The organism is Citrobacter sp. RHBSTW-00881 (assembly GCF_013728515.1).
Lineage (GTDB): Bacteria > Pseudomonadota > Gammaproteobacteria > Enterobacterales > Enterobacteriaceae > Citrobacter > Citrobacter braakii.
Window position 1 is genome coordinate 3,596,009 of record NZ_CP056269.1, and the last position, 25,079, is coordinate 3,621,087.

The 25,079-nt window shown below is 52.3% G+C and carries 18 protein-coding genes and 7 tRNA genes; 20 read left to right on the forward strand and 5 right to left on the reverse strand.

Features of this window, described 5'->3' with window-relative positions; translation table 11 throughout:
- The first annotated feature begins 23 nt into the window (after positions 1–23).
- Positions 24–1,319, forward strand: coding sequence for an MFS transporter (locus HV311_RS17440; protein ID WP_191220240.1), 1,296 nt, complete (start codon positions 24–26; stop codon positions 1,317–1,319).
- 51 nt (positions 1,320–1,370) lie between these two features.
- On the opposite strand, the gene chiQ is transcribed toward HV311_RS17440, so the two are convergent.
- Together chiQ and chiP are read right to left on the reverse strand one after the other, a co-directional pair.
- On the reverse strand, positions 1,371–1,703 hold the full coding sequence (gene chiQ, locus HV311_RS17445; RefSeq protein WP_191220241.1) for a ChiQ/YbfN family lipoprotein: 333 nt from the start codon (positions 1,701–1,703) through the stop codon (positions 1,371–1,373).
- 49 nt (positions 1,704–1,752) lie between these two features.
- Complete coding sequence (chiP, locus tag HV311_RS17450; RefSeq protein ID WP_016152254.1) at positions 1,753–3,159, reverse strand: chitoporin ChiP; 1,407 nt, start codon at positions 3,157–3,159, stop codon at positions 1,753–1,755.
- Positions 3,160–3,795: 636 nt separating this feature from the next.
- Between chiP and HV311_RS17455 the strand changes: the two genes are divergently transcribed.
- The 3 genes from HV311_RS17455 to HV311_RS17465 are packed head-to-tail and all read left to right on the forward strand — an operon-like array spanning position 3,796 to position 8,257.
- Positions 3,796–4,797 carry a LacI family DNA-binding transcriptional regulator gene (locus HV311_RS17455; RefSeq protein ID WP_181634910.1) on the forward strand — a complete coding sequence of 334 codons (1,002 nt, stop codon included), beginning with the start codon at positions 3,796–3,798 and terminating at the stop codon, positions 4,795–4,797.
- Between the two features lie 34 nt (positions 4,798–4,831).
- Entirely contained in the window at positions 4,832–6,940 is a 2,109-nt protein-coding gene (locus HV311_RS17460) for an ADP-ribosylglycohydrolase family protein (RefSeq protein ID WP_191220242.1), read from the forward strand.
- Positions 6,941–6,973: 33 nt separating this feature from the next.
- Positions 6,974–8,257 carry an ABC transporter substrate-binding protein gene (locus tag HV311_RS17465; RefSeq protein WP_181634912.1) on the forward strand — a complete coding sequence of 428 codons (1,284 nt, stop codon included), beginning with the start codon at positions 6,974–6,976 and terminating at the stop codon, positions 8,255–8,257.
- Positions 8,258–8,315: 58 nt separating this feature from the next.
- On the opposite strand, the gene glnS is transcribed toward HV311_RS17465, so the two are convergent.
- Both glnS and nagE read right to left on the reverse strand, forming a co-directional pair.
- Positions 8,316–9,983 (reverse strand): glutamine--tRNA ligase, encoded by a 1,668-nt coding sequence (gene glnS, locus HV311_RS17470; RefSeq protein WP_016152250.1) that lies wholly within the window; start codon positions 9,981–9,983, stop codon positions 8,316–8,318.
- 187 nt (positions 9,984–10,170) lie between these two features.
- Complete coding sequence (nagE, locus tag HV311_RS17475) at positions 10,171–12,120, reverse strand: PTS N-acetyl glucosamine transporter subunit IIABC (RefSeq protein WP_016152249.1); 1,950 nt, start codon at positions 12,118–12,120, stop codon at positions 10,171–10,173.
- Positions 12,121–12,462: 342 nt separating this feature from the next.
- Between nagE and nagB the strand changes: the two genes are divergently transcribed.
- The 12 genes from nagB (at position 12,463) to HV311_RS17535 (ending at position 19,457) form a co-directional block, all read left to right on the forward strand.
- The gene (gene nagB / locus HV311_RS17480) at positions 12,463–13,263 is read left to right on the forward strand and encodes a glucosamine-6-phosphate deaminase (protein WP_003022803.1); all 801 of its coding nucleotides are present in this window, start codon (positions 12,463–12,465) and stop codon (positions 13,261–13,263) included.
- 60 nt (positions 13,264–13,323) lie between these two features.
- Positions 13,324–14,472 (forward strand): N-acetylglucosamine-6-phosphate deacetylase, encoded by a 1,149-nt coding sequence (nagA, locus tag HV311_RS17485; protein ID WP_191220243.1) that lies wholly within the window; start codon positions 13,324–13,326, stop codon positions 14,470–14,472.
- A gap of 8 nt (positions 14,473–14,480) precedes the next feature.
- A complete protein-coding gene (nagC, locus tag HV311_RS17490) occupies positions 14,481–15,701 on the forward strand; it encodes a DNA-binding transcriptional regulator NagC (RefSeq protein WP_016152247.1) in 1,221 nt (406 codons plus the stop codon).
- 157 nt (positions 15,702–15,858) lie between these two features.
- Positions 15,859–16,611, forward strand: a complete 753-nt coding sequence (nagD, locus tag HV311_RS17495) for a ribonucleotide monophosphatase NagD (protein WP_005121413.1) — start codon at positions 15,859–15,861, stop codon at positions 16,609–16,611.
- Positions 16,612–16,863: 252 nt separating this feature from the next.
- Positions 16,864–18,528, forward strand: a complete 1,665-nt coding sequence (gene asnB / locus HV311_RS17500) for an asparagine synthase B (RefSeq protein WP_191220244.1) — start codon at positions 16,864–16,866, stop codon at positions 18,526–18,528.
- A 222-nt stretch (positions 18,529–18,750) separates the two neighbouring features.
- Positions 18,751–18,827, forward strand: a tRNA-Met gene (locus HV311_RS17505).
- 8 nt (positions 18,828–18,835) lie between these two features.
- Positions 18,836–18,920 (forward strand) — tRNA-Leu (locus HV311_RS17510).
- Between the two features lie 23 nt (positions 18,921–18,943).
- A tRNA-Gln gene (locus HV311_RS17515) sits at positions 18,944–19,018 on the forward strand.
- A 37-nt stretch (positions 19,019–19,055) separates the two neighbouring features.
- Positions 19,056–19,130: transfer RNA gene (locus HV311_RS17520), tRNA-Gln, on the forward strand.
- Between the two features lie 21 nt (positions 19,131–19,151).
- A tRNA-Met gene (locus HV311_RS17525) sits at positions 19,152–19,228 on the forward strand.
- A 43-nt stretch (positions 19,229–19,271) separates the two neighbouring features.
- Positions 19,272–19,346, forward strand: a tRNA-Gln gene (locus tag HV311_RS17530).
- Between the two features lie 36 nt (positions 19,347–19,382).
- Positions 19,383–19,457 (forward strand) — tRNA-Gln (locus tag HV311_RS17535).
- 103 nt (positions 19,458–19,560) lie between these two features.
- Here the strand turns inward: HV311_RS17535 and ubiF are convergent.
- Positions 19,561–20,736 carry a 3-demethoxyubiquinol 3-hydroxylase gene (gene ubiF, locus HV311_RS17540; RefSeq protein WP_047501736.1) on the reverse strand — a complete coding sequence of 392 codons (1,176 nt, stop codon included), beginning with the start codon at positions 20,734–20,736 and terminating at the stop codon, positions 19,561–19,563.
- 145 nt (positions 20,737–20,881) lie between these two features.
- On the opposite strand from ubiF, the gene miaB reads away from it, so the two are divergent.
- The 4 genes from miaB to corC all read left to right on the forward strand — a co-directional run bounded on the left by miaB (position 20,882) and on the right by corC (position 25,055).
- Complete coding sequence (gene miaB, locus HV311_RS17545; protein WP_185654274.1) at positions 20,882–22,312, forward strand: tRNA (N6-isopentenyl adenosine(37)-C2)-methylthiotransferase MiaB; 1,431 nt, start codon at positions 20,882–20,884, stop codon at positions 22,310–22,312.
- A 191-nt stretch (positions 22,313–22,503) separates the two neighbouring features.
- The gene (locus tag HV311_RS17550; protein WP_019076268.1) at positions 22,504–23,550 is read left to right on the forward strand and encodes a PhoH family protein; all 1,047 of its coding nucleotides are present in this window, start codon (positions 22,504–22,506) and stop codon (positions 23,548–23,550) included.
- Positions 23,547–24,014 carry an rRNA maturation RNase YbeY gene (gene ybeY, locus HV311_RS17555; protein ID WP_003835559.1) on the forward strand — a complete coding sequence of 156 codons (468 nt, stop codon included), beginning with the start codon at positions 23,547–23,549 and terminating at the stop codon, positions 24,012–24,014. Before HV311_RS17550 ends, ybeY begins: the two co-directional genes overlap by 4 nt.
- Positions 24,015–24,176: 162 nt before the next feature.
- The gene (gene corC / locus HV311_RS17560) at positions 24,177–25,055 is read left to right on the forward strand and encodes a CNNM family magnesium/cobalt transport protein CorC (protein WP_005121418.1); all 879 of its coding nucleotides are present in this window, start codon (positions 24,177–24,179) and stop codon (positions 25,053–25,055) included.
- The last annotated feature ends 24 nt before the right edge of the window (positions 25,056–25,079 follow it).

Below are 25,079 nucleotides of genomic sequence, written 5' to 3' on the forward strand. Positions count from 1 at the left end.
GATAAGACAGTGGAGCAAACCCAATGACACAACAACCATCGCGCGCCGGAACTTTCGGCGCAATACTGCGGGTAACCAGCGGTAATTTCCTCGAACAGTTTGACTTTTTTCTGTTCGGTTTTTACGCCACCTATATCGCAAAGACCTTCTTTCCTGCAGAGAGTGAATTTGCCGGGCTAATGTTAACTTTCGCCGTGTTTGGTTCAGGTTTCTTAATGCGGCCTGTTGGCGCAATTGTGCTGGGTGCTTACATCGACAGAATTGGTCGCCGTAAAGGACTGATGGTGACGCTGGCGATTATGGGCTGCGGTACCCTGCTGATTGCCCTGGTACCTGGTTATCACAGTATTGGTCTGCTGGCCCCTGTCCTGGTATTACTCGGCCGATTATTACAGGGCTTTTCTGCAGGGGTGGAACTGGGCGGCGTCTCGGTTTATCTTTCTGAAATCGCCACCCCTGGCAATAAAGGCTTCTACACCAGCTGGCAGTCCGCCAGTCAACAGGTCGCCATTGTGGTGGCAGCTCTGATTGGTTACGGCCTGAACGCCACCCTGGGACACGATGAGATTTCTGAATGGGGCTGGCGTATTCCATTCTTTATTGGTTGCATGATTATTCCTTTGATCTTCGTGCTCCGCCGCTCGCTTCAGGAAACAGACGCCTTTTTACAACGCACACACCGTCCCGACACCAGGGAAATTTTTACTACTATCCTCAAAAACTGGCGTCTTATCGCTGCGGGTACGCTGCTGGTGGCGATGACCACAACGACGTTCTACTTTATTACCGTTTACACACCGACCTATGGTAGAGCTGTACTTCACCTGAGCGCTCGCGACAGCCTGATCGTCACCATGCTGGTCGGTATTTCTAATTTTATCTGGCTGCCGATTGGCGGGGCGATTTCTGACCGAATTGGTCGTCGTCCGGTGTTGATGGGGATTACCATCCTTGCACTGATCACCACCTGGCCGGTTATGCACTGGCTCACCGCCGCGCCAGATTTCACGCGCATGACGCTGGTTCTGCTTTGGTTCTCGTTCTTTTTTGGTATGTACAACGGGGCAATGGTCGCCGCACTCACCGAGGTGATGCCTGTCTATGTGCGTACGGTGGGTTTTTCACTGGCATTCAGTCTTGCCACGGCGATTTTTGGCGGCCTTACGCCAGTCATCTCCACAGCGCTGGTCCAGCTAACCGGGGATAAAAGCTCACCGGGGTGGTGGCTGATGTGTGCGGCACTTTGCGGGCTCGCCGCCACGGCAATGCTGTTTGTCCGGCTGAGTCGTAATTATCAACCGGTGGAATATAAACCCTGAAATGCAAACGGGCGGAAAACTCTCCGCCCGTTGTCTGTTTCATTTTTCGATTTACTGCGCAGTATTCTTGCTACGAATTTCCTGCCAGACCTTGTCGCAATCAGCATTAACGGACTGACCATTACCCGTGCGCGTAGCCTCGATGCATTGCTGATAATCCAGTACGCGTACGCTTTCTTCATTGGCAAACTGCTGATGCTGCTTTTCTTTCTTTAGCACATTCAACACGCTTTGGCAGGCTTCGATTTTCTCCGGCGATCCTTGCGCGGTAGTAATGCACGCGCTGTAGGCTTCTTTCAGACGGCTGTCTTCTTTTGGTGCCAGGGATTGCGCGCAAGCCACCAGCCCGGTTGCCATAACAGCGATGAGTATCAGTTTTTTCATAGCACTTTCCTCAACGATGCGGCAGGCGCCCGGCCTGCCGCTGTTGGCATTAGAAGATGGTGAACGGAGCAATAACGATGAATTTCACGTCGCGCTCATCCTGGAAGATGTTGCCGTAACCACCGCCCCAGCTCGGAATGTCTGAATGGTTGTCGTACTGGGTGAAGTGCAGTTTAAACATGGTGCCCTTCGCACGCCCCTCTTGCAGGGTATAGACCGCATCCAGACTGTAAGAAGATTCTTCGATAGTCCGGTTTTTGTCGTAGTACGCATCCGGATTGATCTGCCAGGTTGATGGCTTGGCATCCCATGCGTAAACGTAGGACGCGCCCACTGCCCAGCCCGGCAAATTCCAGTTCTTCAGGTCATACATTGCGCCGAAGAAGACAGCCTTTTCGCCGTTGGCGTTGAAGTCGGAACGGTTATCCCACCAGATATCCAGGCGACCGTTTGATGAGGCGTAGGTCGGGGTCATACGCTGCAGGAAGTACCCCTGCTGCCCGTCCGCTTTAACCCAGGTCCCTTCCAGACGCAGGTCAACCACTTCCGCCACTTTGTAGCCAAAGGTCAGCGCCTGCAGCCAGGCCGTACCGTCATAAATATCGTTCACGGTGCGATCATCAACTTTGTCGCGCGCGCCGTAGAACTGGTAGCTGGTGGTAAACGGGTTACCGCCTAAATCGAATTTATAGCTGGCTTTTGCGAAGTACTGATCGACGTAACCTTCAGACTGACCAAATGCGGCTTCCAGCAACAGGTTATTTTTGAAGTCATATTTCGCGCCGATTGAGTGCAGATAATCTACGCTGGTCTTTTTATCAGCCTGATAGAATTTATCGACTTCAGTGTGCCATGGTGCTTTATATTCGTTGGCCCACATATAGGAGAAGCTCAGTGCACCAGCATCACCATAGTCGAAGTTGGCTCCGGCTTCAGCACCCTGATAGGTACCTGGCATAAAGCTCCAGTGCGGAGCCAACAGAGTCTGTCCGGTTGGTTGAATGTAACCAGCGCGCGCCCAGGTTGGGCCGAATTTAAATTTGGCTGCTGCTTTATAAAGGCTAATTCCGCTCTTATCGCCGGAGTAATCTTCATCATAGCCTTTATTTTTTGACGAGAATGCAATTTCGTTTGGATGGCCGCTTTCGCTACTTTCGTTCATTTCAATAGCGGTAAATGCTGCGATATCAATACCAAACATATCAGCCGCATAACCGGACTGGAAGTCGAGGTTAGCGTTCCAGGTGGAGTGAGAAAGGTTGGTTTTGTATTTGTCGTGATCGGTCACATCTTTACGGTCACGCTCACGCTGCCAGTAATAGATGCCGCCGGTTAAGGTTGAGTCATCAATAAATCCTTCGGCGTGTACCTGGGGAGCGACAACGAAACCCGACATTGCTGTGATACCGGCGATAGCCAGCGCCAGCGTACTACGTTTGCCACTAAACGTACGCATATGTTAATCCTCTTTGACGTATAACCCTTCGTTTTTCAAGCTGCATCGGTGTTGGCTTTACTCGGCCTTTGGCCTCGCCCCTTCGGGGACAGCGCACGCGCTGCGTCTCCGCCTTGATGCAACTCGAAATCCATTGGGTATAAAATGCTGCCGACAAAAGCGGACAGCGAAAAAACAAAAATTAAAAAAGTAGCGCTGAGAAAACCTCAGTGACTACAATGAATAGACTATTTTTCGCGACGCGAATTATCAATCTCTTTCTGTAACGAGTATGTAATAGTATGAGCAACCGCACATATTTTCTTGTTTTCTGTTACATTTTGCTTTGGGAGTAAAAAAAGTCACAAAAACAAGAAAAAACACTTTATATACATATAGATATCTTCAATTTTATTATTATATATATAATTCCCCCCCTAATAATTATCTTTGCATTCGCAAAACAAATTAATTCTCGAACGTCATTAATTCGCTCTGCAAACAGAACGTTCGAGCTCCTGAATTCACTCTCCGTCGTTGATGTGACCGTCCTCGGATTTTCCACACAAATACACTCACTTTATAAGGTTTTTATTGACAGCTACCGGGTGTCCCATTATTCAAAGATGCAGGTTATACGTATAAGTTGATAAATAAATGACAAAACGCATCACGCAGAAAGACGTTGCGGCCCTGGCTGGCGTTTCACAGGCGGTGGTATCCGTGGTACTCACCAAAGGAAATCACACCTATCCACAGGAGACAGTGAGCCGGGTTGAGCAAGCGGCTAATCAGCTGGGATATATACCGAACCGTTTTGCACAAGCGCTGAAAACCAATAAAACCATGTCGATCGCCTGCATCGTGCCGGATATCGCCAACCCTTTTTATGCCTCGCTCGTCCGTGGTGTTCAATCGGTGACGGATAGGTATCACTACGATGCGATCGTGGCCAGCACCGATGGATTACGGGAAAGAGAGCTGCATTTTTTGCGCTGGTCAGCGCAGGGGCGGGTCGACGCCGTGGTGGGGACATTTTTTAACGTCGGGATGAAAGATTTTGCCCCGTATCTTCAGGCAGGGATCCCGATTGCACGTATTGAAGCCAGGATGAAAAAAAGCGGCCCGCTGCCGCTGCATAATGTTTATATCGACAACGCCGCTGCCGCGCGCAGCGCCGTCGAATATCTGCTGGCACAGGGGCACCAAAATATCACGATGATCGCCAGCGCTGGCGGTCCTGAGCCTGCCAGAGTGGAAGGATATCGCCAGGCGATGACCCAGGCCGGCCGCCTTCCGCGCATCAAAATTCTGCCAGGTTTTAACGAACAGAGCGGCTATCAGATCGCGATGCAGCTGATTAATGACGGCTCGCTCCCGGATGCGATTTTCGCCGCCAACGATTTAATGGCTATCGGCGTGATGCGTGCCGCAAGGGAGAAAGGCATCACTATCCCGGAGCAGCTTGCGGTGATGGGTTTCGATGATATTCCCGCCGCCGGGCTGGTGACCCCTTCCCTGACCACTATCGCCCAGTACCCGGAGCAGCTTGGGCAAAAAGCGGCCGCCCTCCTCCTGGCACAAACCGATATCACCGCGCCGCTCCAGGGCAGCACCACAGAAATGCCCTGGGGCCTGGTAAAAAGAGAATCCGCCTGAACGGCTGATAAAAAACCACACAAGGATCAAACAGATGGAATTGCCTTCAGATTATGAGTCGCGCGTTTATGCAGGGGTGTTAGGGAAATTAATCGGCGTCTACCTTGGCCGCCCTTTCGAAGGGTGGACCTACGAAAAAATTATGCAGGAGCTGGGGCCGATCCAGTATTACGTCCACGAAAAATTTAACCGTCCGCTGGTTGTCACCGACGATGATGTCGCCGGAACCTTTACCTTTATCCGCGCACTGGAAGATTATGCCCTGCCGCCGGATCTGAGCGCGGAACAGATGGGGCACTGCTGGCTTAATTACATCATTGATAAGCGCACCATTCTCTGGTGGGGCGGCAACGGTAATTCGACGGAACACACCGCCTGGCTGAATCTCAAAAAAGGCATTCCGGCTCCGCTAAGCGGAGCCATTGCGACCAACGGGAAAACGATTGCCGAACAGATTGGCGCACAAATCTTTATTGATAGCTGGGCGCTTGTCGCACCGGGACAACCCCGTCTGGCGGCAGAACTTGCCAAAAATGCCGCCAGCGTGAGCCATGACGGTGAAGCGGTGTATGCCGCTATGCTCTGGGCGGCGATGGAATCACAGGCCTTTATCTGCCAGGAGATCGAACAGCTTATTGACGTCGGACTATCCGTGATCCCGGCAGAGTCGCAAATAGCCCAGTTGGTTGGCGATATCCGTCGCTGGCGACGGGAAGATAACGACTGGCAGACGACCCGCCAGCGAATCGACGACAACTATGGCTATCACAAATATCCCAGCAATTGTCACATCATCCCTAATCATGCGCTGATGATTATGGCGATCCTTTACGCGCCGGACGACTTCCAGCAGGCCCAGTGCATTGTCAATACGTCAGGATGGGACACTGACTGCAATGCGGGGAATGTCGGCTGTCTGTCCGGCATTATGCTGGGAGTCCAGGGTATTGACGCAGGCCCGGACTGGCGCGGGCCGCTGGCGGACAGAATGCTGATCTCCTCAGCCGACGGGGGGTTCTCCATAAACAACGCCGTGCGGATCACCGATTACCTGGTCGGGCTGGGACACCAGATTGCCGGTCTGCCGCGCCCTGAAGCCAAAAAATCCGGCGCGCAGTACCATTTCTCACTACCGGGCAGCGTGCAGGGTTTCCGCTGGCTTAATGAAGAAAATGCGGCCGCGGTTGAGGTTAAGAATGAGGCGCACCTGGGGCGGCAGATGTTGAGTCTGCACTATCGCCATCTTGCGCCCGGACTTCACGCCAGCGTGACCACGCAAACCTTTACCCCGCCTGAAATCGTGGAAATGCGCAGCTACGATTTAATGGCTACCCCACTTATCTACCCAGGTCAGCGTCTTCAGGCAACCCTGATTGCGCCACCGGATAACACATCCGCGTTAAACGTGCGGCTCTGCTACCGGGTTTATGATGACAACAATCAGCTGACGCCTCAGTACGGCGACGCGCAGATCATAGCCCCGGGTGAATCGCTAACGCTGGCGTTGGATCTCCCGGACTGCCAGGGCCAACCGATCGGCGAGATTGGCGTAACAATCAGCACAGATGCCCGCGTTGCCCGCGGTCGCCTGCTCATCGACAGTATGCGCTGGGACGGCGCACCTGAGCTGACCCTGCGTAAACCCACAGGGGAAACTAATTTTTGGTGGCGAGCCTGGGTAAACGGCGTGGATCTCTTTTCACGCCACTATCCCACCAGCTTTCGCATCTCCAAAGAGTACGACGAGGGATTGATTATTCACGGAACGCGGCAGTGGGATAACTACCGCGTTCAGAGTGACATTACGCTGCATTCAGGGGAGTACGGCGGTCTGGCTTTTCGGGTGCAGGGGATGAGGCGCTATTACGCCGCGCGCATCCTGCGCGACGGGAAATTACAGATCGTCCGCGTGCGCGACACCAGTACCAAAGTCCTGGCAGAAGCGGCGTTGTCCGACGTGTACGAGCGCCCTGTGTCGTTCGATATCAGCGTCAACGGGCAGATTATCTCCGTGACCGTTGACGGTAAAACGCTGCGCGTGGAGGACGCTGAACACGAAGCCTTGATGGATGGCGGGATCGGTTTACTGATTTGTGCGGGTGCGCTGTCGACGGACGCTATCCATATCAGCGCCAGTTGTTAATTAACGGAAATGGACGACAACAAGGGATTAAAAATGAACATACCAAAAACAATGCTGGCGCTGGTAACCGCCGTTTTGCTTTCAGGCTGTGAGGATAAACCGCAGCAGGTGACCATCGAATTTATGCACTCCGCCGTTGAGCAGGAGCGCCAGACCGTCATTGCCGGGATCATCAACCGCTTTCAGCAAGAGAATCCGGATATTATTGTGAAGCAAGTTCCCGTCGAAGAGGATGCCTATAATACCAAAATCATTACCCTTGCCCGCTCAGGATCACTGCCGGAGGTCGTCGAGGTCAGCCATGACTATGCCAAAGTCATGGATAAAGAGCAGCTTATCGACCACAAAGCGGTGAAAACGCTGATCGACAGGCAAGGTGAAAGCGCCTTCTACGACGGCGTGCTGCGCATTGTTCGTACCGAAGACGGAACGGCCTATACCGGCGTGCCGATCAGCGCCTGGCTACAGGGAGTCTGGTATCGGAAATCGGTACTGGCTAAAGCAGGAATCGACGAACCCAAAAACTGGACGCAGCTGCTGGAAGCGGCACGCAGGCTGACCGACAGCACCAGTAAAAAATATGGCATCGCGCTGCCGACGGCTGAAAGCGTCATGAGCGAACAAACCTTCTCCCAGTTCGCACTTTCAAACGGTGCCAATGTGTTCAACGCAAACGGCGACATCACGGTTAACTCAGCGGAAATGCAGGCCTCGCTGAACTATTATCGCGAACTGGCCCGCTATACCATGCCCGGCTCGAACAACGTAACAGAGATCAAAGACGCCTTTATGAACGGCACCGCGCCGATGGCGGTCTATTCGACCTACATCCTGCCAGCGATTTATCAGGATGGTTCACTGGCGGATTTAGGCTTTGTCGTGCCGAGCGAAAAATCACCTGCCGTATTTGGCGTTATCACATCATTAACGCTCACAGCCGGTCAGACTGAGGCAGAAACGAAAGCCGCCGAAAAATTTGTCAGCTTTATGGGACAGGCGCAGAACGCGGCTGACTGGGTATTGATGTCGCCGGGGGCGATGCTGCCGGTGACGAAGGCCGCCGCGCAAAACGTCAGTTGGAAGGACAACCCTGCCGTCAAAGTCTTTGGTAGCCTCCCTGAACAGCTGATTGCCCAGTACCCGAATATGCAGGTCTTTGGATCGGTCGGCGAGAAGAACTTTACGCGGATGGGGGATATTACCGGCTCCATGATCCTCAGTGAAATGGTCAATCAGGCGACGGTGGGTAAGCAGGAGACATCGGTGGTGCTGGAACGCAGCCAGCAGCGGGTTCAGGCGTTAATGCAGCATAAGTAAAACAGAAAAATCCGCCTCAAACGTCGCGTTGGCGGCGTTTGAGGCAGTGTGACAGCAATTACTCGCCGACTTTAGCCCACGTATCGCGCAGACCTACAGTGCGGTTAAATACCAGCTTGTCAGCGGTTGCATAGCGGCTGTCCAGGCAGAAGTAGCCTTCACGCTCAAACTGGAACGCTTTACCTGCAATCGCAGCCTGCAGTGACGGCTCACCGTAGCCCTGCTTAATGACCAGCGATTCCGGGTTGATAACGGACAGGAAGTCTTCCGCCGCACCTGGGTTTGGCACGCTAAACAGACGATCGTACAAACGGATTTCAATCGGCAGCGCATGGGACGCGCTCACCCAGTGAATAACACCTTTTACTTTACGACCATCAGCCGGATCTTTGCTCAGGGTGTCGGCATCGTAGGTGCAGAAAATGGTGGTGATATTCCCTTCTGCATCTTTCTCCACACGTTCAGCCTTGATCACGTAAGCATTGCGCAGACGTACTTCTTTGCCCATCACCAGACGCTTGTACTGCTTGTTCGCTTCTTCGCGGAAGTCTGCGCGATCGATCCAAATTTCACCGCTAAACGGCACTTCACGGCTGCCCATTTCCGGTTTGTTCGGATGGTTAGGCATGGTAACCAGCTCGCTTTCGCCCTGCGGGTAGTTTTCGATAACCAGTTTCACCGGATCGATAACTGCCATCGCGCGCGGGGCGTTTTCGTTCAGATCTTCGCGAATGCAGGACTCCAGAGAAGCGATCTCAATGGTGTTATCCTGCTTGGTCACGCCAATGCGTTTGCAGAACTCACGAATAGCGGCAGCAGTATAACCACGACGACGCAGGCCAGAAATCGTCGGCATACGCGGATCGTCCCAGCCTTCAACGTGCTTGTCGGTCACCAGCAGGTTCAGCTTGCGTTTGGACATCACGGTGTATTCCAGATTCAGGCGCGAGAATTCGTACTGGCGCGGGTGAACCGGAATGGTGATGTTGTCCAGCACCCAGTCGTACAAACGACGGTTATCCTGGAACTCCAGCGTACACAGTGAATGCGTAATGCCTTCCAGCGCATCGCTGATGCAGTGGGTAAAATCGTACATCGGGTAGATGCACCACTTGTTGCCGGTCTGGTGGTGTTCGGCGAACTTAATACGGTACAGCACCGGATCGCGCATCACGATAAACGGCGAAGCCATATCGATTTTCGCGCGCAGGCAGGCTTTACCTTCTTCAAAACCACCGGTACGCATTTTTTCGAACAGCGCCAGGTTCTCTTCGACGCTACGATCGCGGAACGGGCTGTTTTTACCCGGCTGCGTCAGAGTGCCGCGGTATTCGCGGATCTCCTCCGCTGACAGTTCATCAACGTACGCCAGGCCTTTATTAATAAGCTCTACCGCATAGGCGTGAAGCTGATCGAAGTAATCCGAAGAGTAGCGAATATCGCCAGTCCAGTGGAAACCTAACCATTCAACGTCGTTTTTAATCGACTCAACGTACTCGATATCTTCTTTAACCGGGTTCGTATCATCAAAACGCAGGTTGCACTGGCCCTGGTAATCTTGCGCAATGCCAAAGTTCAGACAAATGGATTTCGCGTGGCCAATGTGCAGATAGCCATTTGGCTCCGGCGGAAAACGTGTATGGATAGTGGTGTGCTTACCACTGGCCAGATCTTCATCGATGATCTGACGAATAAAGTTACTCGGGCGGGCTTCAGCCTCACTCATCGTGGATTCCTCAAAGCGTAAACAACGTATAACGGAACATGATCTTATAAGCGACGTCAGGAGACAACTATTTGTTGCACAAAAAAGGTGTTTCAACAGGATATATGTGGATATTTGCTGCAAAAAAAAGCGGCGGAGGAATATCCCCCGCCGCTTAAGGCACTTAACTCACTTTACTCAGGAGCAGTTATTTACCTTTAATCTCATACAGTGGTGTTTGACCAGCAACCACATGACCTTCGGCTTTAATGACCAGAGCACCGAAATCATCGCTGTTGCTGCACACAACCGGGCTAATCATGGAACGTGCGTTGGCGTTCAGGAACTCCAGATCCATTTCCAGAATCGGTTGACCTGCAGTCACTTCCGCACCTTCTTCAACCAGACGCTTAAAGCCTTTCCCTTCCAGCGCTACTGTATCGATACCCATGTGAACCACGATTTCCGCGCCTTTAACGGTTTCCAGACAGAACGCATGGTTAGTGTTGAAGATTTTCACGATGGTGCCGGCAGCCGGAGCAACCACGATTTTATCCGTTGGCTTCACCGCCACGCCGTCGCCTACAGCTTTGCTGGCGAAGGCTTCATCAGGCACCTGCTCCAGCGCAACCACGTCACCGGTAATCGGAGAAACTAAAGTTTCAACGGTTACTGCGTTCGCTACAGCTTGCGGTTTAGCAACCGGAGCCGCTGCTGCTGGCGCACTTTCACCAGACGCTGCAGCCACCGGGCCACGCGCGACAACTTTCTTCATTTCGTCGCCGATAGATTCGGCCTTCGCACCCACGATGACCTGGATAGTTTGCTTGTTCAGCTTAACCACTCCAGATGCGCCTAAACGTTTACACATCGCATCATTTACGCGACCGGAGTCGGCAACGGTCAGACGCAGACGAGTGATACAGGCATCAATCGCTTTCAGGTTATCGGTACCGCCAACTGCTGCAATGTAGTTGGTTGCCAGTTGAGCCAGACCTTCTTCAGTATTGCTGTTCGCTTCTTCAGTAACGATATCGTCTTCTTTATCTTCACGGCCCGGCGTTTTCAGGTTAAACATACGAATAACCGCGCTGAACAACACAAAGTAAATGACGAAGAACACCAGGCCCATCACGACCAGCATCCAGACGTTCTGACTTGCCGCCGGCAGGTTGTACATCAACACGTAGTCGATAGCCCCTGCGGAGAAGGAGAAGCCCGCGTGGATCCCCAGCAGTGTTGCAACGAACAGGCTGATACCCGTTAACAGTGCGTGCAGGAGGTACAGCAATGGCGCCAGGAACATGAACAGGAATTCCAGCGGCTCGGTAACACCGGTCAGGAACGCGGTGATCGCAACGGACAGCAGCATACCGCCAACCATCGGACGACGTGCTTTCGGAGCAGCGAAGTACATTGCCAGAGCCGCACCCGGCAGACCAAACATCATGATCGGGAAGAAGCCAGACATGAACATACCCGCAGTGCCGTCACCCGCGTAGAAGCGGTTGATGTCACCGTGGAATACGGTACCTGCAGCGTTAGTGAATTCACCAATCTGGAACCAGGCGATGGTGTTCAGCACCTGATGCAGACCGGTTGGGATCAGCAGACGGTTGATGAAACCAAAGATACCGGAACCCAGCGCGCCAGCACCTACGATCCACTCACCTCCCGCATGGATGGCGTTCTGCACCGGCGGCCACACGTAACCGAAGATAGCAGCCAGCACCAGACAGAAGAAACCAGTGGCGATCGGCACGAAGCGTTTGCCGCCAAAGAAGCTCAGGAAGTCAGGTAGTTTGATACCAGACCAACGGTTATATACCGCACCGCCGACCAGACCAGTGATGATACCTGCCAGCACGCCCATGTTGATGGCCGGGTTAATGGTAACCATTGCTTTGGTCAATATGAAATAACCGACCGCACCCGCCAGCGCTGCAGCACCCGCGCTGTCTTTTGACCAGCTGGAAGCCACACCGATAGCGAAAATTAACGCCAGGTTATCAAAGATGGCCCCACCCGCTTGCGCGATGAAGGGTACGTTAAGTAAATCTGGTTGGCCGAATCGCAGCAGCAGTGCCGCGACTGGCAGCACAGCGATGGGGAGCTGTAACGCCCTACCCAGCCGCTGGAAAAAACCTAAAATATTCATTTTATTCCCCCTACGAGACCCCGATTAGGCTTCTTTGAAGCCATATTTTTATTGTGCGACCATTCCTGACAGCAAGATTCTGGAACAACAATATTAACCATTCATCTACATTCAGAGTGTGTGAAAATTTAATTCGTATCGCAAATTAAATGCGTGTTTTTTGTGATTCCAGTCACCAAATATCGTTATTAACCCTCCCTTCTACTGGCTAACTACGAAAACTTATTTTATCATTCAAAAAATCGAAACGGATTGATCCTTACCGATGCAAAACCAGGTTACGCTTAATACTGCACAGAGACTCGATCCGCCAATTGCTTACATTTACTTTTGAGGTGAAGAATGAGACTGATCCCCCTGAATACCGCTGAACAAGTCGGCAAATGGGCTGCTCGCCATATCGTTAACCGTATTAACGCGTTCAAACCAACGGCTGATCGTCCGTTCGTTTTGGGCCTGCCGACTGGCGGTACTCCGCTGACAGCCTACAAAGCATTGGTTGAAATGCACAAAGCGGGCCAGGTAAGCTTCAAGCATGTTGTGACGTTCAATATGGACGAATATGTTGGCCTGCCGAAAGAGCATCCGGAAAGCTACCATAGCTTCATGCATCGCAACTTCTTTGATCACGTTGATATTCCAGCAGAAAACATCAACCTCCTCAATGGTAACGCACCGGATATTGATGCAGAATGCCGTCAGTATGAAGAAAAAATCCGTTCTTACGGTAAAATCCACCTGTTTATGGGCGGCGTAGGCAACGATGGTCACATCGCGTTCAACGAACCAGCCTCTTCTTTGGCTTCCCGTACCCGCATCAAAACGCTGACTCACGACACGCGTGTTGCGAACTCACGCTTCTTTGACGGCGACGTCAGCCAGGTGCCTAAATATGCGCTGACCGTTGGCGTGGGCACCCTGCTGGATGCCGAAGAAGTGATGATCCTGGTACTGGGCCACCAGAAAGCGCAGGCGCTGCAAGCCGCCGTTGAAGGCAACGTTAACCATATGTGGACCATCAGCTGTCTGCAGCTGCATCCGAAAGCCGTTGTGGTCTGCGATGAGCCTTCCACCATGGAACTGAAAGTGAAGACGCTGAAATACTTTAACGAGTTAGAAGCGGAAAATATTAAAGGTCTGTAATTGATGTCTCCGCCCTGTCGATAAGTTGCAGGGCGGCATTTTTTGAAATCGGGGGTCGGAATGTATGCTTTAACCCAGGGCCGGATTTTTACCGGTCACGAAATTCTTGATGACCATGCGATTGTTGTCGCCAATGGCCTGATTGACAGCGTTTGCCCACTGGCTGAGTTACCGTCAGGAATTGAACAGCGCTCACTGAATGGGGCCATTGTTTCCCCCGGTTTTATCGATGTACAGCTAAACGGCTGCGGCGGCGTACAATTTAACGATACGGCAGAAGCCGTGACCGTTGAAACGCTGGAAATCATGCAGAAAGCCAATGAAAAATCTGGCTGCACCAGCTACCTGCCAACGCTTATCACCACCAGCGATGACCTGATGAAACAAGGCGTTCGCGTCATGCGTGAATACCTGGCGAAACACCCGAATCAGGCACTAGGGCTTCATCTGGAAGGTCCGTGGCTGAATCTGGTGAAAAAAGGCACCCATAATCCGGGATTTGTCCGTCAACCGGACGCTGCGCTGGTTGATTTCCTGTGCAATAATGCCAATGTGATCACCAAAGTAACGCTGGCACCAGAAATGGTCCCGGTAGAGGTCATTACCAAACTGGTGAATGCGGGTATTGTGGTTTCTGCGGGTCACTCAAATGCAACGGTAAAAGAAGCAAAAATCGGGTTCCGCGCAGGCATCACCTTTGCGACGCATCTGTTCAACGCGATGCCGTACATTACCGGCCGCGAACCTGGTCTGGCGGGCGCTATTCTTGATGAAGCCGATATCTACTGCGGTATCATCGCCGATGGCCTCCACGTTGATTACGTTAACATTCGTAATGCCAAACGCCTGAAAGGCGACAAGCTGTGCCTGGTCACCGACGCAACCGCACCAGCAGGTGCAAACATTGAACAGTTCATTTTCGCTGGTAAAACAATATACTACCGTAATGGATTGTGCGTTGATGAGAACGGTACACTGAGCGGCTCATCATTAACCATGATTGAAGGCGTACGCAATCTGGTCGAACATGCGAATATCGCTCTCGACGAAGTCTTACGTATGGCAACGCTCTACCCTGCTCGCGCCATTGGCGTCGACAAACAACTCGGCAGCATCGCGCCAGGCAAAGTAGCCAACCTGACTGCGTTCACGCACGACTTTAAAATTATCAAGACCATCGTTAATGGCAACGAGGTCGTTACTGAGTAAGAGAAAGAATGACACCAGGCGGACAAGCTCAAATAGGTAATGTTGATCTCGTAAAACAGCTTAACAGCGCGGCGGTTTATCGCCTGATTGACCAGCATGGGCCAATCTCGCGAATTCAAATTGCCGAGCAAAGCCAGCTTGCCCCCGCCAGCGTAACGAAAATTACGCGTCAATTGATTGAACGCGGGCTAATCAAAGAAGTCGATCAGCAGGCCTCCACCGGGGGCCGCCGCGCTATCTCTATCGTCACCGAAACCCGCAATTTCCACGCGATTGGCGTACGCCTGGGCCGCCACGATACTACGCTCACGCTCTATGATATGAGCAGTAAAGTGGTCGCTGAAGAGCATTATCCCCTCCCGGAGCGCACCCAGGAAACGCTGGAGTATGCGCTGCTCAACACCATTGCCACCTTTATTGAGAACTGCCAGCGGAAAATCCGCGAGCTGGTTGCGATTTCCGTCATTCTGCCAGGACTTGTTGATCCTGAAAGCGGCGTCATCCGTTATATGCCGCACATTCAGGTCGAAAACTGGGGGCTGGTCGAAGCGCTCGAAAAACGCTTTAAGGTCACCTGCTTTGTCGGTCACGATATTCGCAGTCTGGCGCTGGCCGAGCACTATTTCGGGGCAAGCCAGGATTGCGAAGACTCCATTTTGGTGCGTGTTCACCGCGGAACCGGGGCGGGAATCATCTCCAATGGCCGAATTTTTATTGGTCGCAATGGCAACGTGGGTGAGATTGGCCATATTCAGGTAGAGCCGCTGGGTGAGCGCTGTCACTGCGGTAATTTCGGCTGTCTGGAAACAATTGCCGCCAATGCCTCTATTGAACACCGCGTGCAGAACTTATTGAAACAGGGTTATCCAAGCCGACTCACGCTGGATGATTGCGGCATTAAAGCCATTTGTAAGGCGGCTAATAAAGGCGATAACCTGGCATCAGAAGTCATTGAGCACGTTGGTCGTCACCTGGGTAAAACCATCGCCATCGCCATCAACCTGTTTAACCCACAAAAAATCGTCATTGCGGGCGAAATTACCGAGGCTGATAAAGTGCTGCTGCCTGCTATAGAAAGCTGTATCAACACGCAGGCGTTGAAAGCGTTTCGCCACAATTTACCGGTGGTTCGTTCCACGCTGGATCACCGTTCAGCCATTGGCGCCTTTGCGCTGGTGAAGCGTGCGATGCTCAACGGTACATTGCTGCAACGTTTGCTGGAAAGCTAATATCAAGCAGCCTCTGCGTTATCTGCATCTGCTCACCCCAGTCACTTACTTCAGTAAGCTCCCGGGGTTCTCAGACTTGTGCCGCCTTGATGCAACTCGAATGATTTAGTGTATTTTGTGTATAGTAATGCCTTCTTTTTTTGATGTCGGATTGTCCATGGCCATTAAGAATGTAATTTGTGATATCGACGGCGTGCTGATGCACGACAATGTTGCCGTACCGGGTGCGGCAGAATTTCTGACTGGGATCCTGGAAAAAGGCCTGCCGTTAGTTTTGCTGACTAACTATCCTTCACAGACCGGGCAGGATTTGGCAAACCGCTTCGCCACCGCGGGTGTGAATGTCCCTGATAGCGTCTTTTATACTTCCGCCATGGCTACCGCTGATTTTCTTCGCCGCCAGGAAGGGAAAAAGGCCTACGTGGTAGGTGAAGGTGCGTTAATTCACGAGCTGTATAAAGCCGGGTTTACTATAACTGACGTGAACCCCGATTTTGTGATTGTTGGCGAGACGCGATCCTATAACTGGGACATGATGCATAAAGCGGCATATTTTGTGGCCAACGGTGCGCGTTTCATCGCCACAAACCCGGATACTCACGGACGCGGCTTTTATCCCGCCTGCGGTGCGCTGTGCGCCGGTATCGAAAAAATCTCTGGCCGCAAGCCGTTTTATGTGGGCAAACCCAGCCCGTGGATTATTCGCGCGGCGCTCAACAAAATGCAGGCGCATTCGGAAGAGACCGTTATTGTGGGCGACAACCTGCGTACCGATATTCTGGCGGGCTTCCAGGCGGGTCTCGAAACCATCCTGGTATTGTCTGGCGTTTCGACGCTCGACGACATTGACAGCATGCCGTTCAGACCAAGCTGGATTTACCCGTCCGTTGCGGAAATTGATGTGATTTGATGCGTAAGCCGGATAAGACGCCCCCGCGTCATATCCGGCCAGAAGAAATCCTTCCATTTAATAAAACCGCCATAAAATTATCGATTCATTAATAAACCCGTCTATTCTGTAATCTTTTTTCACCAATCCACAATGACCATTGCGTTTTTTATTTTCTGACCCGTAATTCACTTGCGCCCTCTCCAGCTTTGCGGCATTTTCTTTATCAAGCAAACATAAAAAGCATCACGCAACAGGTTAACGGAGAAGGTTATGTGTTCTATTTTTGGCGTATTCGATATTAAAACTGACGCAGTTGAACTGCGTAAAAAAGCCCTGGAATTGTCTCGTCTGATGCGCCATCGCGGCCCGGACTGGTCAGGTATTTACGCCAGTGATAACGCCATTCTGGCGCACGAACGTCTGTCCATCGTCGACGTCAACGCCGGTGCTCAGCCACTGTACAACGTGAAGAAAACGCATATCCTGGCGGTTAACGGTGAAATTTATAACCATCAGGCGCTGCGCGCTGAATATGGCGATCGCTATCAGTTCCAGACCGGTTCCGACTGCGAAGTTATCCTTGCGCTGTATAAGGAAAAAGGCCCAGAGTTTCTGGATGACCTGCAAGGCATGTTTGCTTTTGCTTTGTACGACAGCGAGCTGGACGCTTACCTGATCGGTCGCGATCATATCGGGATCATCCCGCTGTATATGGGTTACGACGAGCACGGTAACTTCTACGTTGCGTCTGAAATGAAAGCCCTGGTTCCCGTGTGTCGCACGATCAAAGAATTCCCGGCCGGGAGCTATTTATGGAGTAAAGACGGCGAAATTCGTCAGTACTACCAGCGCGACTGGTTTGAATACGATGCGGTAAAAGACAACGTTACCGATAAAAACGAGTTGCGTCAGGCACTGGAAGATGCAGTGAAAAGCCACCTGATGTCAGATGTTCCTTATGGTGTATTGCTGTCCGGCGGTCTGGATTCATCCGTCATTTCCGCAATCACCAAAAAATACGCCGCGCGTCGTGTTGAAGATCAGGAGCGTAGCGAAGCCTGGTGGCCGCAGTTGCACTCCTTCGCCGTAGGCCTGGAAGGCGCTCCAGACCTGAAAGCCGCACAAGAGGTGGCGAACCATCTGGGTACTGTACACCATGAGATCCACTTCACCGTGCAGGAAGGTTTGGATGCTATCCGCGACGTGATTTATCACATCGAAACTTACGATGTTACGACGATTCGCGCCTCGACCCCGATGTACTTAATGTCGCGTAAAATTAAAGCGATGGGCATTAAAATGGTGCTGTCGGGCGAAGGTTCTGACGAAGTATTTGGCGGCTATCTCTATTTCCACAAAGCACCAGATGCAAAAGAGCTGCACGAAGAGACCGTGCGTAAGCTGCAGGCGCTGCATATGTTCGACTGTGCCCGTGCCAACAAAGCTATGTCGGCCTGGGGAGTGGAAGCTCGCGTGCCCTTCCTGGATAAGAAATTCCTTGATGTGGCGATGCGCATCAACCCGCAGGACAAAATGTGCGGCAACGGCAAAATGGAAAAACATGTTCTGCGTGAATGTTTTGAATCCTACCTGCCAGCAAGCGTTGCATGGCGCCAGAAAGAGCAGTTCTCCGATGGTGTCGGTTACAGCTGGATTGATACCCTGAAAGAGGTGGCCGCTGAGCAAGTTTCTGACCAACAACTGGAAACCGCCAGCTTCCGTTTCCCTTACAATACGCCATCTTCTAAAGAAGCGTATTTGTACCGTGAGATTTTCGAAGAGCTGTTCCCGGTTGCGAGCGCTGCGGAATGTGTGCCTGGCGGGCCGTCTGTTGCCTGTTCTTCTGCCAAAGCAATCGAATGGGATGAGGCGTTTAAAACCATGAACGATCCTTCTGGTCGTGCGGTTGGCGTACATCAGTCCGCTTATAAATAAGTTAATCCTTAGAAAAGGGCCCTGCGGGGCTCTTTTTTATGTCTGTTTTCTGTGCAAAAAAACAATTAATAACTAATAATTGCCGAATATTGCGTCATGCTGTTCGCAACCTAACCAAACAGTCACATTCCAGCTATTTTCAATGAAAAAGGGGTTGACGCTTCAAGGCTCAATACGCATAATGCGCCCCGCAACGCCGATAAGGTTACGCGAAAAAAAGATGGCTACGTAGCTCAGCTGGTTAGAGCACATCACTCATAATGATGGGGTCACAGGTTCGAATCCCGTCGTAGCCACCATCTTTTTTGCGGGAGTGGCGAAATTGGTAGACGCACCAGATTTAGGTTCTGGCGCCGCAAGGTGTGCGAGTTCAAGTCTCGCCTCCCGCACCATTCACCCGTAAGCGTTGCACGGATGGGGTATCGCCAAGCGGTAAGGCACCGGTTTTTGATACCGGCATTCCCTGGTTCGAATCCAGGTACCCCAGCCATTTTTTCTTCGATGTAGCGGTTCACCGCAACGGTCATTGGGGTATCGCCAAGCGGTAAGGCACCGGTTTTTGATACCGGCATTCCCTGGTTCGAATCCAGGTACCCCAGCCATCGAAGAATATGATAATATCTGGCTACGTAGCTCAGCTGGTTAGAGCACATCACTCATAATGATGGGGTCACAGGTTCGAATCCCGTCGTAGCCACCATATTAAGGACGTATCGACTCGTTCGGTAAATCCAAAAAATTGTTGGGGTATCGCCAAGCGGTAAGGCTCTGGTTTCTGATACCAGCATTCCGAGGTTCGAATCCTCGTACCCCAGCCAATTTCAAAAAGCCGTCCATTCTGTGGATGCACCCGTTGGGGTATCGCCAAGCGGTAAGGCTCTGGTTTCTGATACCAGCATTCCGAGGTTCGAATCCTCGTACCCCAGCCATATTAAAAAAGCTCGCTTCGGCGAGCTTTTTGCTTTTCTGCATTTATTACCTGATGACGCTATGCTTACCAGGCCTACAACGTTCTCTGTAGGCCTGTCTGAATTACAATCCTAACGCGTACTTGAGTGCCTGGCGTTTCAGCACGCCGGCGCGCTCTGCGGCCATTAGCCCAAGATTACGCATGATACGCAGCGGCTGCAGGTTGTTGCTAAATCCTGCGTAGAACAGATCCATGCCGCTTTGCATGATGAAATTGTCAGTCATGCGACGGTTCTGATAGCGCTTCAGCACCGGCTGGCTTGCCCAGGACTCACCGTAGCTGCGCGCATTCACCAGCACGTCAATCAGCGCATCCACATCACGGAACCCCAAATTAACGCCCTGCCCCGCCAGCGGATGAATGGTATGCGCGGCGTCCCCCACCAGCGCCAGTCCTGGCTGCACATATTGCAGCGCGTGACGGCGCGTTAGCGGGAATGCCCCCGCTGCGACAGGCGTAACGTTACCGAGTCGCGATGGGAAATGTTTGGCGATCTCCGCCTGCAGTTGCGACATATTCAAACCTTGCAACTGGCGGATACGCGCCGGTGAGTCGTACCACACCAGCGAGGCCCAGTTATCAAACAGCGGTAAAAATGCGCGCGGACCGTCAGGGGTGAATTGCTGCCAGGTGCTGTCTCCCGGCGAATTCTCGCACTGCACGGTTATCAACATACAGGACTGCGCATACTGCCAGGCATGGATACCAATCCCAGCCATTTTCCGCACCTGAGAATTTGCGCCATCGGCGCCGATGACCAGCTTCGCGCTGATTTTTTCGCCACCAGCCAGCTCAAGCTCATGCCGATCGTTATGTTGATGCAGAGAGATCAGCGACGCAGGCACGCGCAGCGTGACTTTGGGGTGAACGTCCAGAGCCTGCCAGAGCGCCTGTTGCAGGACCGTGTTTTCCACCATATAGCCCAGCAAGGGCAGCTTAAGCTCGGCGGCATCAAACATCACATGGGCATTTTCCCATTCCCACGTTTCCAGACGACGGTAAGGATGGCTGCGCATCCCCTGAACCGTATCCCAGATGCCCAGCCCTTTTAGCAACGACACGGAGGCGGAGCTGATGGCCGAAATTCTGACATCAGGCTGTCCGTCAGCCACAAACGGCGCGGGAACGGCATGTTCAATGACCGTTACCGTAAATCCATGCTGCGCCAGTCCTAGCGCCAGCGCGCCGCCGACCATCCCCCCGCCGACAATGGCAATTTCCGTTGGTTGATTTGTCATGGTCAATTATCCTGTTACATGTATTGTGTAAGTTTACAGGATTTTTTACCCCTTGAGGCTGACATCCGTCATACTGGTCACAACCGCGCCAAAGCAGTACACTATGCGCCCTGCATTTCAGCCACAATTTCGCAAGAGCAAGTCGATGACCAAAAAACTCCATATTAAAACCTGGGGCTGTCAGATGAACGAATACGATTCATCGAAGATGGCCGATCTGCTGGATGCCACCCATGGGTATCAACTGACCGACGTGGCCGAAGAAGCGGATGTGCTGCTGCTGAATACCTGCTCTATCCGTGAGAAGGCTCAGGAAAAAGTCTTCCATCAGTTGGGCCGCTGGAAGCTGTTAAAAGAGAAAAACCCCAAGCTGATCATCGGTGTCGGTGGCTGTGTTGCGTCTCAGGAAGGCGACCATATTCGCCAACGCGCGCACTATGTCGATATTATTTTTGGGCCGCAAACCCTGCATCGTCTGCCGGAAATGATCAACAAAGTGCGTGGAAGCACCACCCGTAGCCCGGTGGTTGATATCAGTTTCCCAGAGATCGAAAAATTCGACCGCCTACCGGAACCGCGTGCTGAAGGTCCAAGCGCTTTCGTGTCAATCATGGAAGGTTGTAATAAATATTGTACTTACTGCGTGGTGCCATACACCCGCGGTGAGGAAGTAAGCCGTCCGGCGGACGATATCCTGTTTGAAATCGCCCAGCTTGCGGCGCAAGGCGTGCGTGAAGTGAACCTGCTGGGACAAAACGTGAACGCCTGGCGCGGTGAGAACTACGACGGCACGATCGGATCTTTTGCCGATCTGCTGCGTCTGGTCGCGGCGATCGATGGCATTGACCGTATCCGCTTCACCACCAGCCATCCGATCGAATTCACCGATGATATCATTGAAGTGTATCGTGACACGCCAGAACTGGTGAGCTTCCTGCACCTGCCGGTACAGAGCGGTTCAGATCGCGTACTGAACCTGATGGGACGCACCCATACCGCGCTGGAATATAAAGCGATCATCCGCAAACTGCGCGCAGCGCGTCCGGATATCCAGATTAGCTCCGACTTCATCGTTGGCTTCCCAGGCGAAACCACGCAGGATTTCGAGCAGACCATGAAGTTGATTGCAGACGTCAATTTTGACATGAGCTACAGCTTTATCTTCTCTGCGCGTCCAGGCACCCCTGCCGCCGATATGGTTGACGACGTGCCGGAAGAAGAGAAAAAACAGCGCCTGTATATTCTGCAAGAGCGTATTAACCAGCAAGCTATGGCCTGGAGCCGTCGCATGGTCGGCACGATCCAGCGCATTCTGGTTGAAGGCACATCGCGTAAAAGCATCATGGAACTGTCTGGCCGTACCGAAAATAACCGAGTGGTGAACTTTGAAGGCAACCCGGAGATGGTCGGTAAGTTCGTGGATGTAGAAATTACCGATGTCTGGACGAACTCCCTGCGCGGTAAAGTGGTGCGCACCGAAGACGAAATGGGCCTGCGCATCGCTGAATCCCCTGAGTCGGTTATTGCGCGTACCCGCAAAGAAAACGATCTGGGCGTCGGTATTTATCAGCCTTAATCTTCAATGCCCGATGGCGCTACGCTTATCGGGCTTACTCTTCTGGGCTCGCTGCCCCGGCGGGCCTTGTAATCTACCTCATCATCCCCATATTTATCGCAATGCTTGCGCCTTTCCCCCATGGCGTGAATAATTTCCTTAGATGCCGGTAAATGTTCAGCGTCCGGCAAGACATGCAAAAGAGGAACAGTTTGAACATAGACACTCGTGAAATCACCCTTGAACCCGCAGACAATGCCCGCCTGTTGAGCCTTTGCGGCCCATTTGATGACAACATCAAGCAGCTGGAACGTCGCCTCGGCATCGAAATTAACCGCCGTGATAACCACTTTAAGCTGACCGGTCGCCCAATTTGCGTCACCGCGGCGGCAGATATTTTACGTAGCCTGTACGTCGATACTGCCCCAATGCGTGGTCAGACGCAGGACATTGAGCCTGAACAAATTCATCTGGCAATTAAAGAAGCGCGAGTGCTTGAGCAAAGCGCAGACAGCGTGCCGGAATTTGGCAAAGCGGTGAACATCAAAACCAAGCGCGGGGTAATTAAGCCGCGTACGCCGAACCAGGCACAATACATTGCGAATATCCTCGACCACGACATCACCTTTGGCGTTGGCCCTGCGGGTACGGGTAAAACGTATCTTGCGGTTGCCGCTGCGGTTGATGCGCTTGAGCGTCAGGAGATCCGTCGAATTCTGCTGACCCGTCCGGCAGTGGAAGCGGGCGAAAAACTCGGCTTCCTGCCGGGTGACCTCAGCCAGAAAGTCGATCCCTACTTACGACCGCTGTATGACGCACTGTTCGAAATGCTCGGGTTTGAGAAGGTCGAAAAGCTGATTGAGCGTAACGTCATTGAAGTTGCGCCGCTGGCCTACATGCGCGGTCGTACATTAAACGATGCGTTCATCATTCTTGATGAGAGCCAGAACACCACCATCGAACAGATGAAAATGTTCCTGACCCGTATCGGCTTTAACTCCAAAGCGGTTATCACCGGCGATATCACCCAGATTGACCTGCCGCGAAGCACCAAATCCGGTCTGCGTCATGCCATTGAAGTGCTGGCTGAAGTCGACGAAATTAGTTTTAATTTCTTCCATAGCGAAGACGTGGTTCGCCACCCGGTGGTCGCCCGTATCGTCACGGCGTATGAAGCCTGGGAAGAAGCAGAACAGAAACGCAAAGCCGAGCTGGCTGCAGAACGCAAGCGCGAAGCTCAGGAGCAGGAACAAAAATGAGTCAGGTTATTCTCGATTTACAGCTGGCATGTGAAGACGAATCCGGTTTACCAACAGAAAGTCAGTTTCAGGGTTGGCTGGATGCGGTGATCCCACAGTTTCAGGAAGAGTCTGAAGTTACCATTCGTCTGGTCGATGACGCGGAAAGTCACGAGCTGAACCTGACCTATCGCGGGAAAGATAAATCAACCAACGTACTCTCTTTCCCGTTTGAAGCCCCGCCGGGCATTGAAATGCCGCTGCTGGGCGATTTGATCATCTGCCGTCAGGTAGTCGAGAAAGAAGCGCAGGAACAAGGCAAACCGCTTGAGGCCCACTGGGCGCATATGGTGGTGCACGGTAGCCTGCATTTACTCGGTTATGACCATATCGAAGACGATGAAGCGGAAGAGATGGAATCCCTCGAAACAGAGATTATGCTTGCTCTGGGCTATGAGGATCCGTACATTGCCGAGAAAGAATAAGCATTTCGAAATCTTGTAAGCCTGATAAGGCGCAGCCGCCATCAGGTATTGCGCCTTATCCGGCTTACCTGGTTTGAAGTACGATGAAGAGACATGCCGTCAACAGCTGAATATACGCATGACGAGCTTTGTATTAACTAACATGAGAACCCATACGACGCCATGAGCGACGACAATTCACACAGTAGTGACACCTTAAACAGCAAAAAGGGATTTTTCTCCCTGTTACTGAGCCAACTTTTCCACGGTGAACCAAAAAACCGCGACGAACTGTTGGAGCTGATCCGTGATTCCGGGCAAAACGACCTTATCGATGAAGATACGCGCGATATGCTCGAAGGGGTGATGGATATTGCGGACCAACGCGTGCGCGACATCATGATCCCTCGCTCTCAGATGATTACCCTGAAACGCAACCAGACCCTGGACGAATGTCTCGATGTCATTATCGAGTCTGCCCACTCGCGTTTCCCGGTGATCAGCGAAGACAAAGATCACATTGAAGGGATTCTGATGGCCAAAGATCTGCTGCCGTTTATGCGCAGCGATGCCGAAGCCTTCAGCATGGAGAAAGTGTTACGCCAGGCGGTTGTCGTACCTGAAAGCAAGCGAGTTGACCGCATGCTGAAAGAGTTCCGCTCCCAGCGTTATCATATGGCTATCGTCATCGACGAATTCGGCGGTGTATCAGGTCTGGTGACCATTGAGGACATCCTTGAACTGATCGTGGGTGAAATTGAAGATGAGTACGACGAAGAAGACGATATCGATTTCCGTCAGCTCAGTCGCCACACCTGGACCATTCGCGCTCTGGCGCCGATCGAAGACTTCAACGACGCTTTCGGTACCCATTTTAGCGACGAAGAAGTAGATACCATCGGCGGGCTGGTCATGCAGGCCTTTGGTCATCTGCCCGCGCGCGGGGAGACTATCGACATTGATGGTTACCAGTTCAAAGTGGCAATGGCCGACAGCCGTCGTATTATTCAGGTTCATGTCAGAATTCCGGACGACTCACCCCAGCCCAAACTGGACGAATAAACCCGAAACTGGATCTAAGACTAC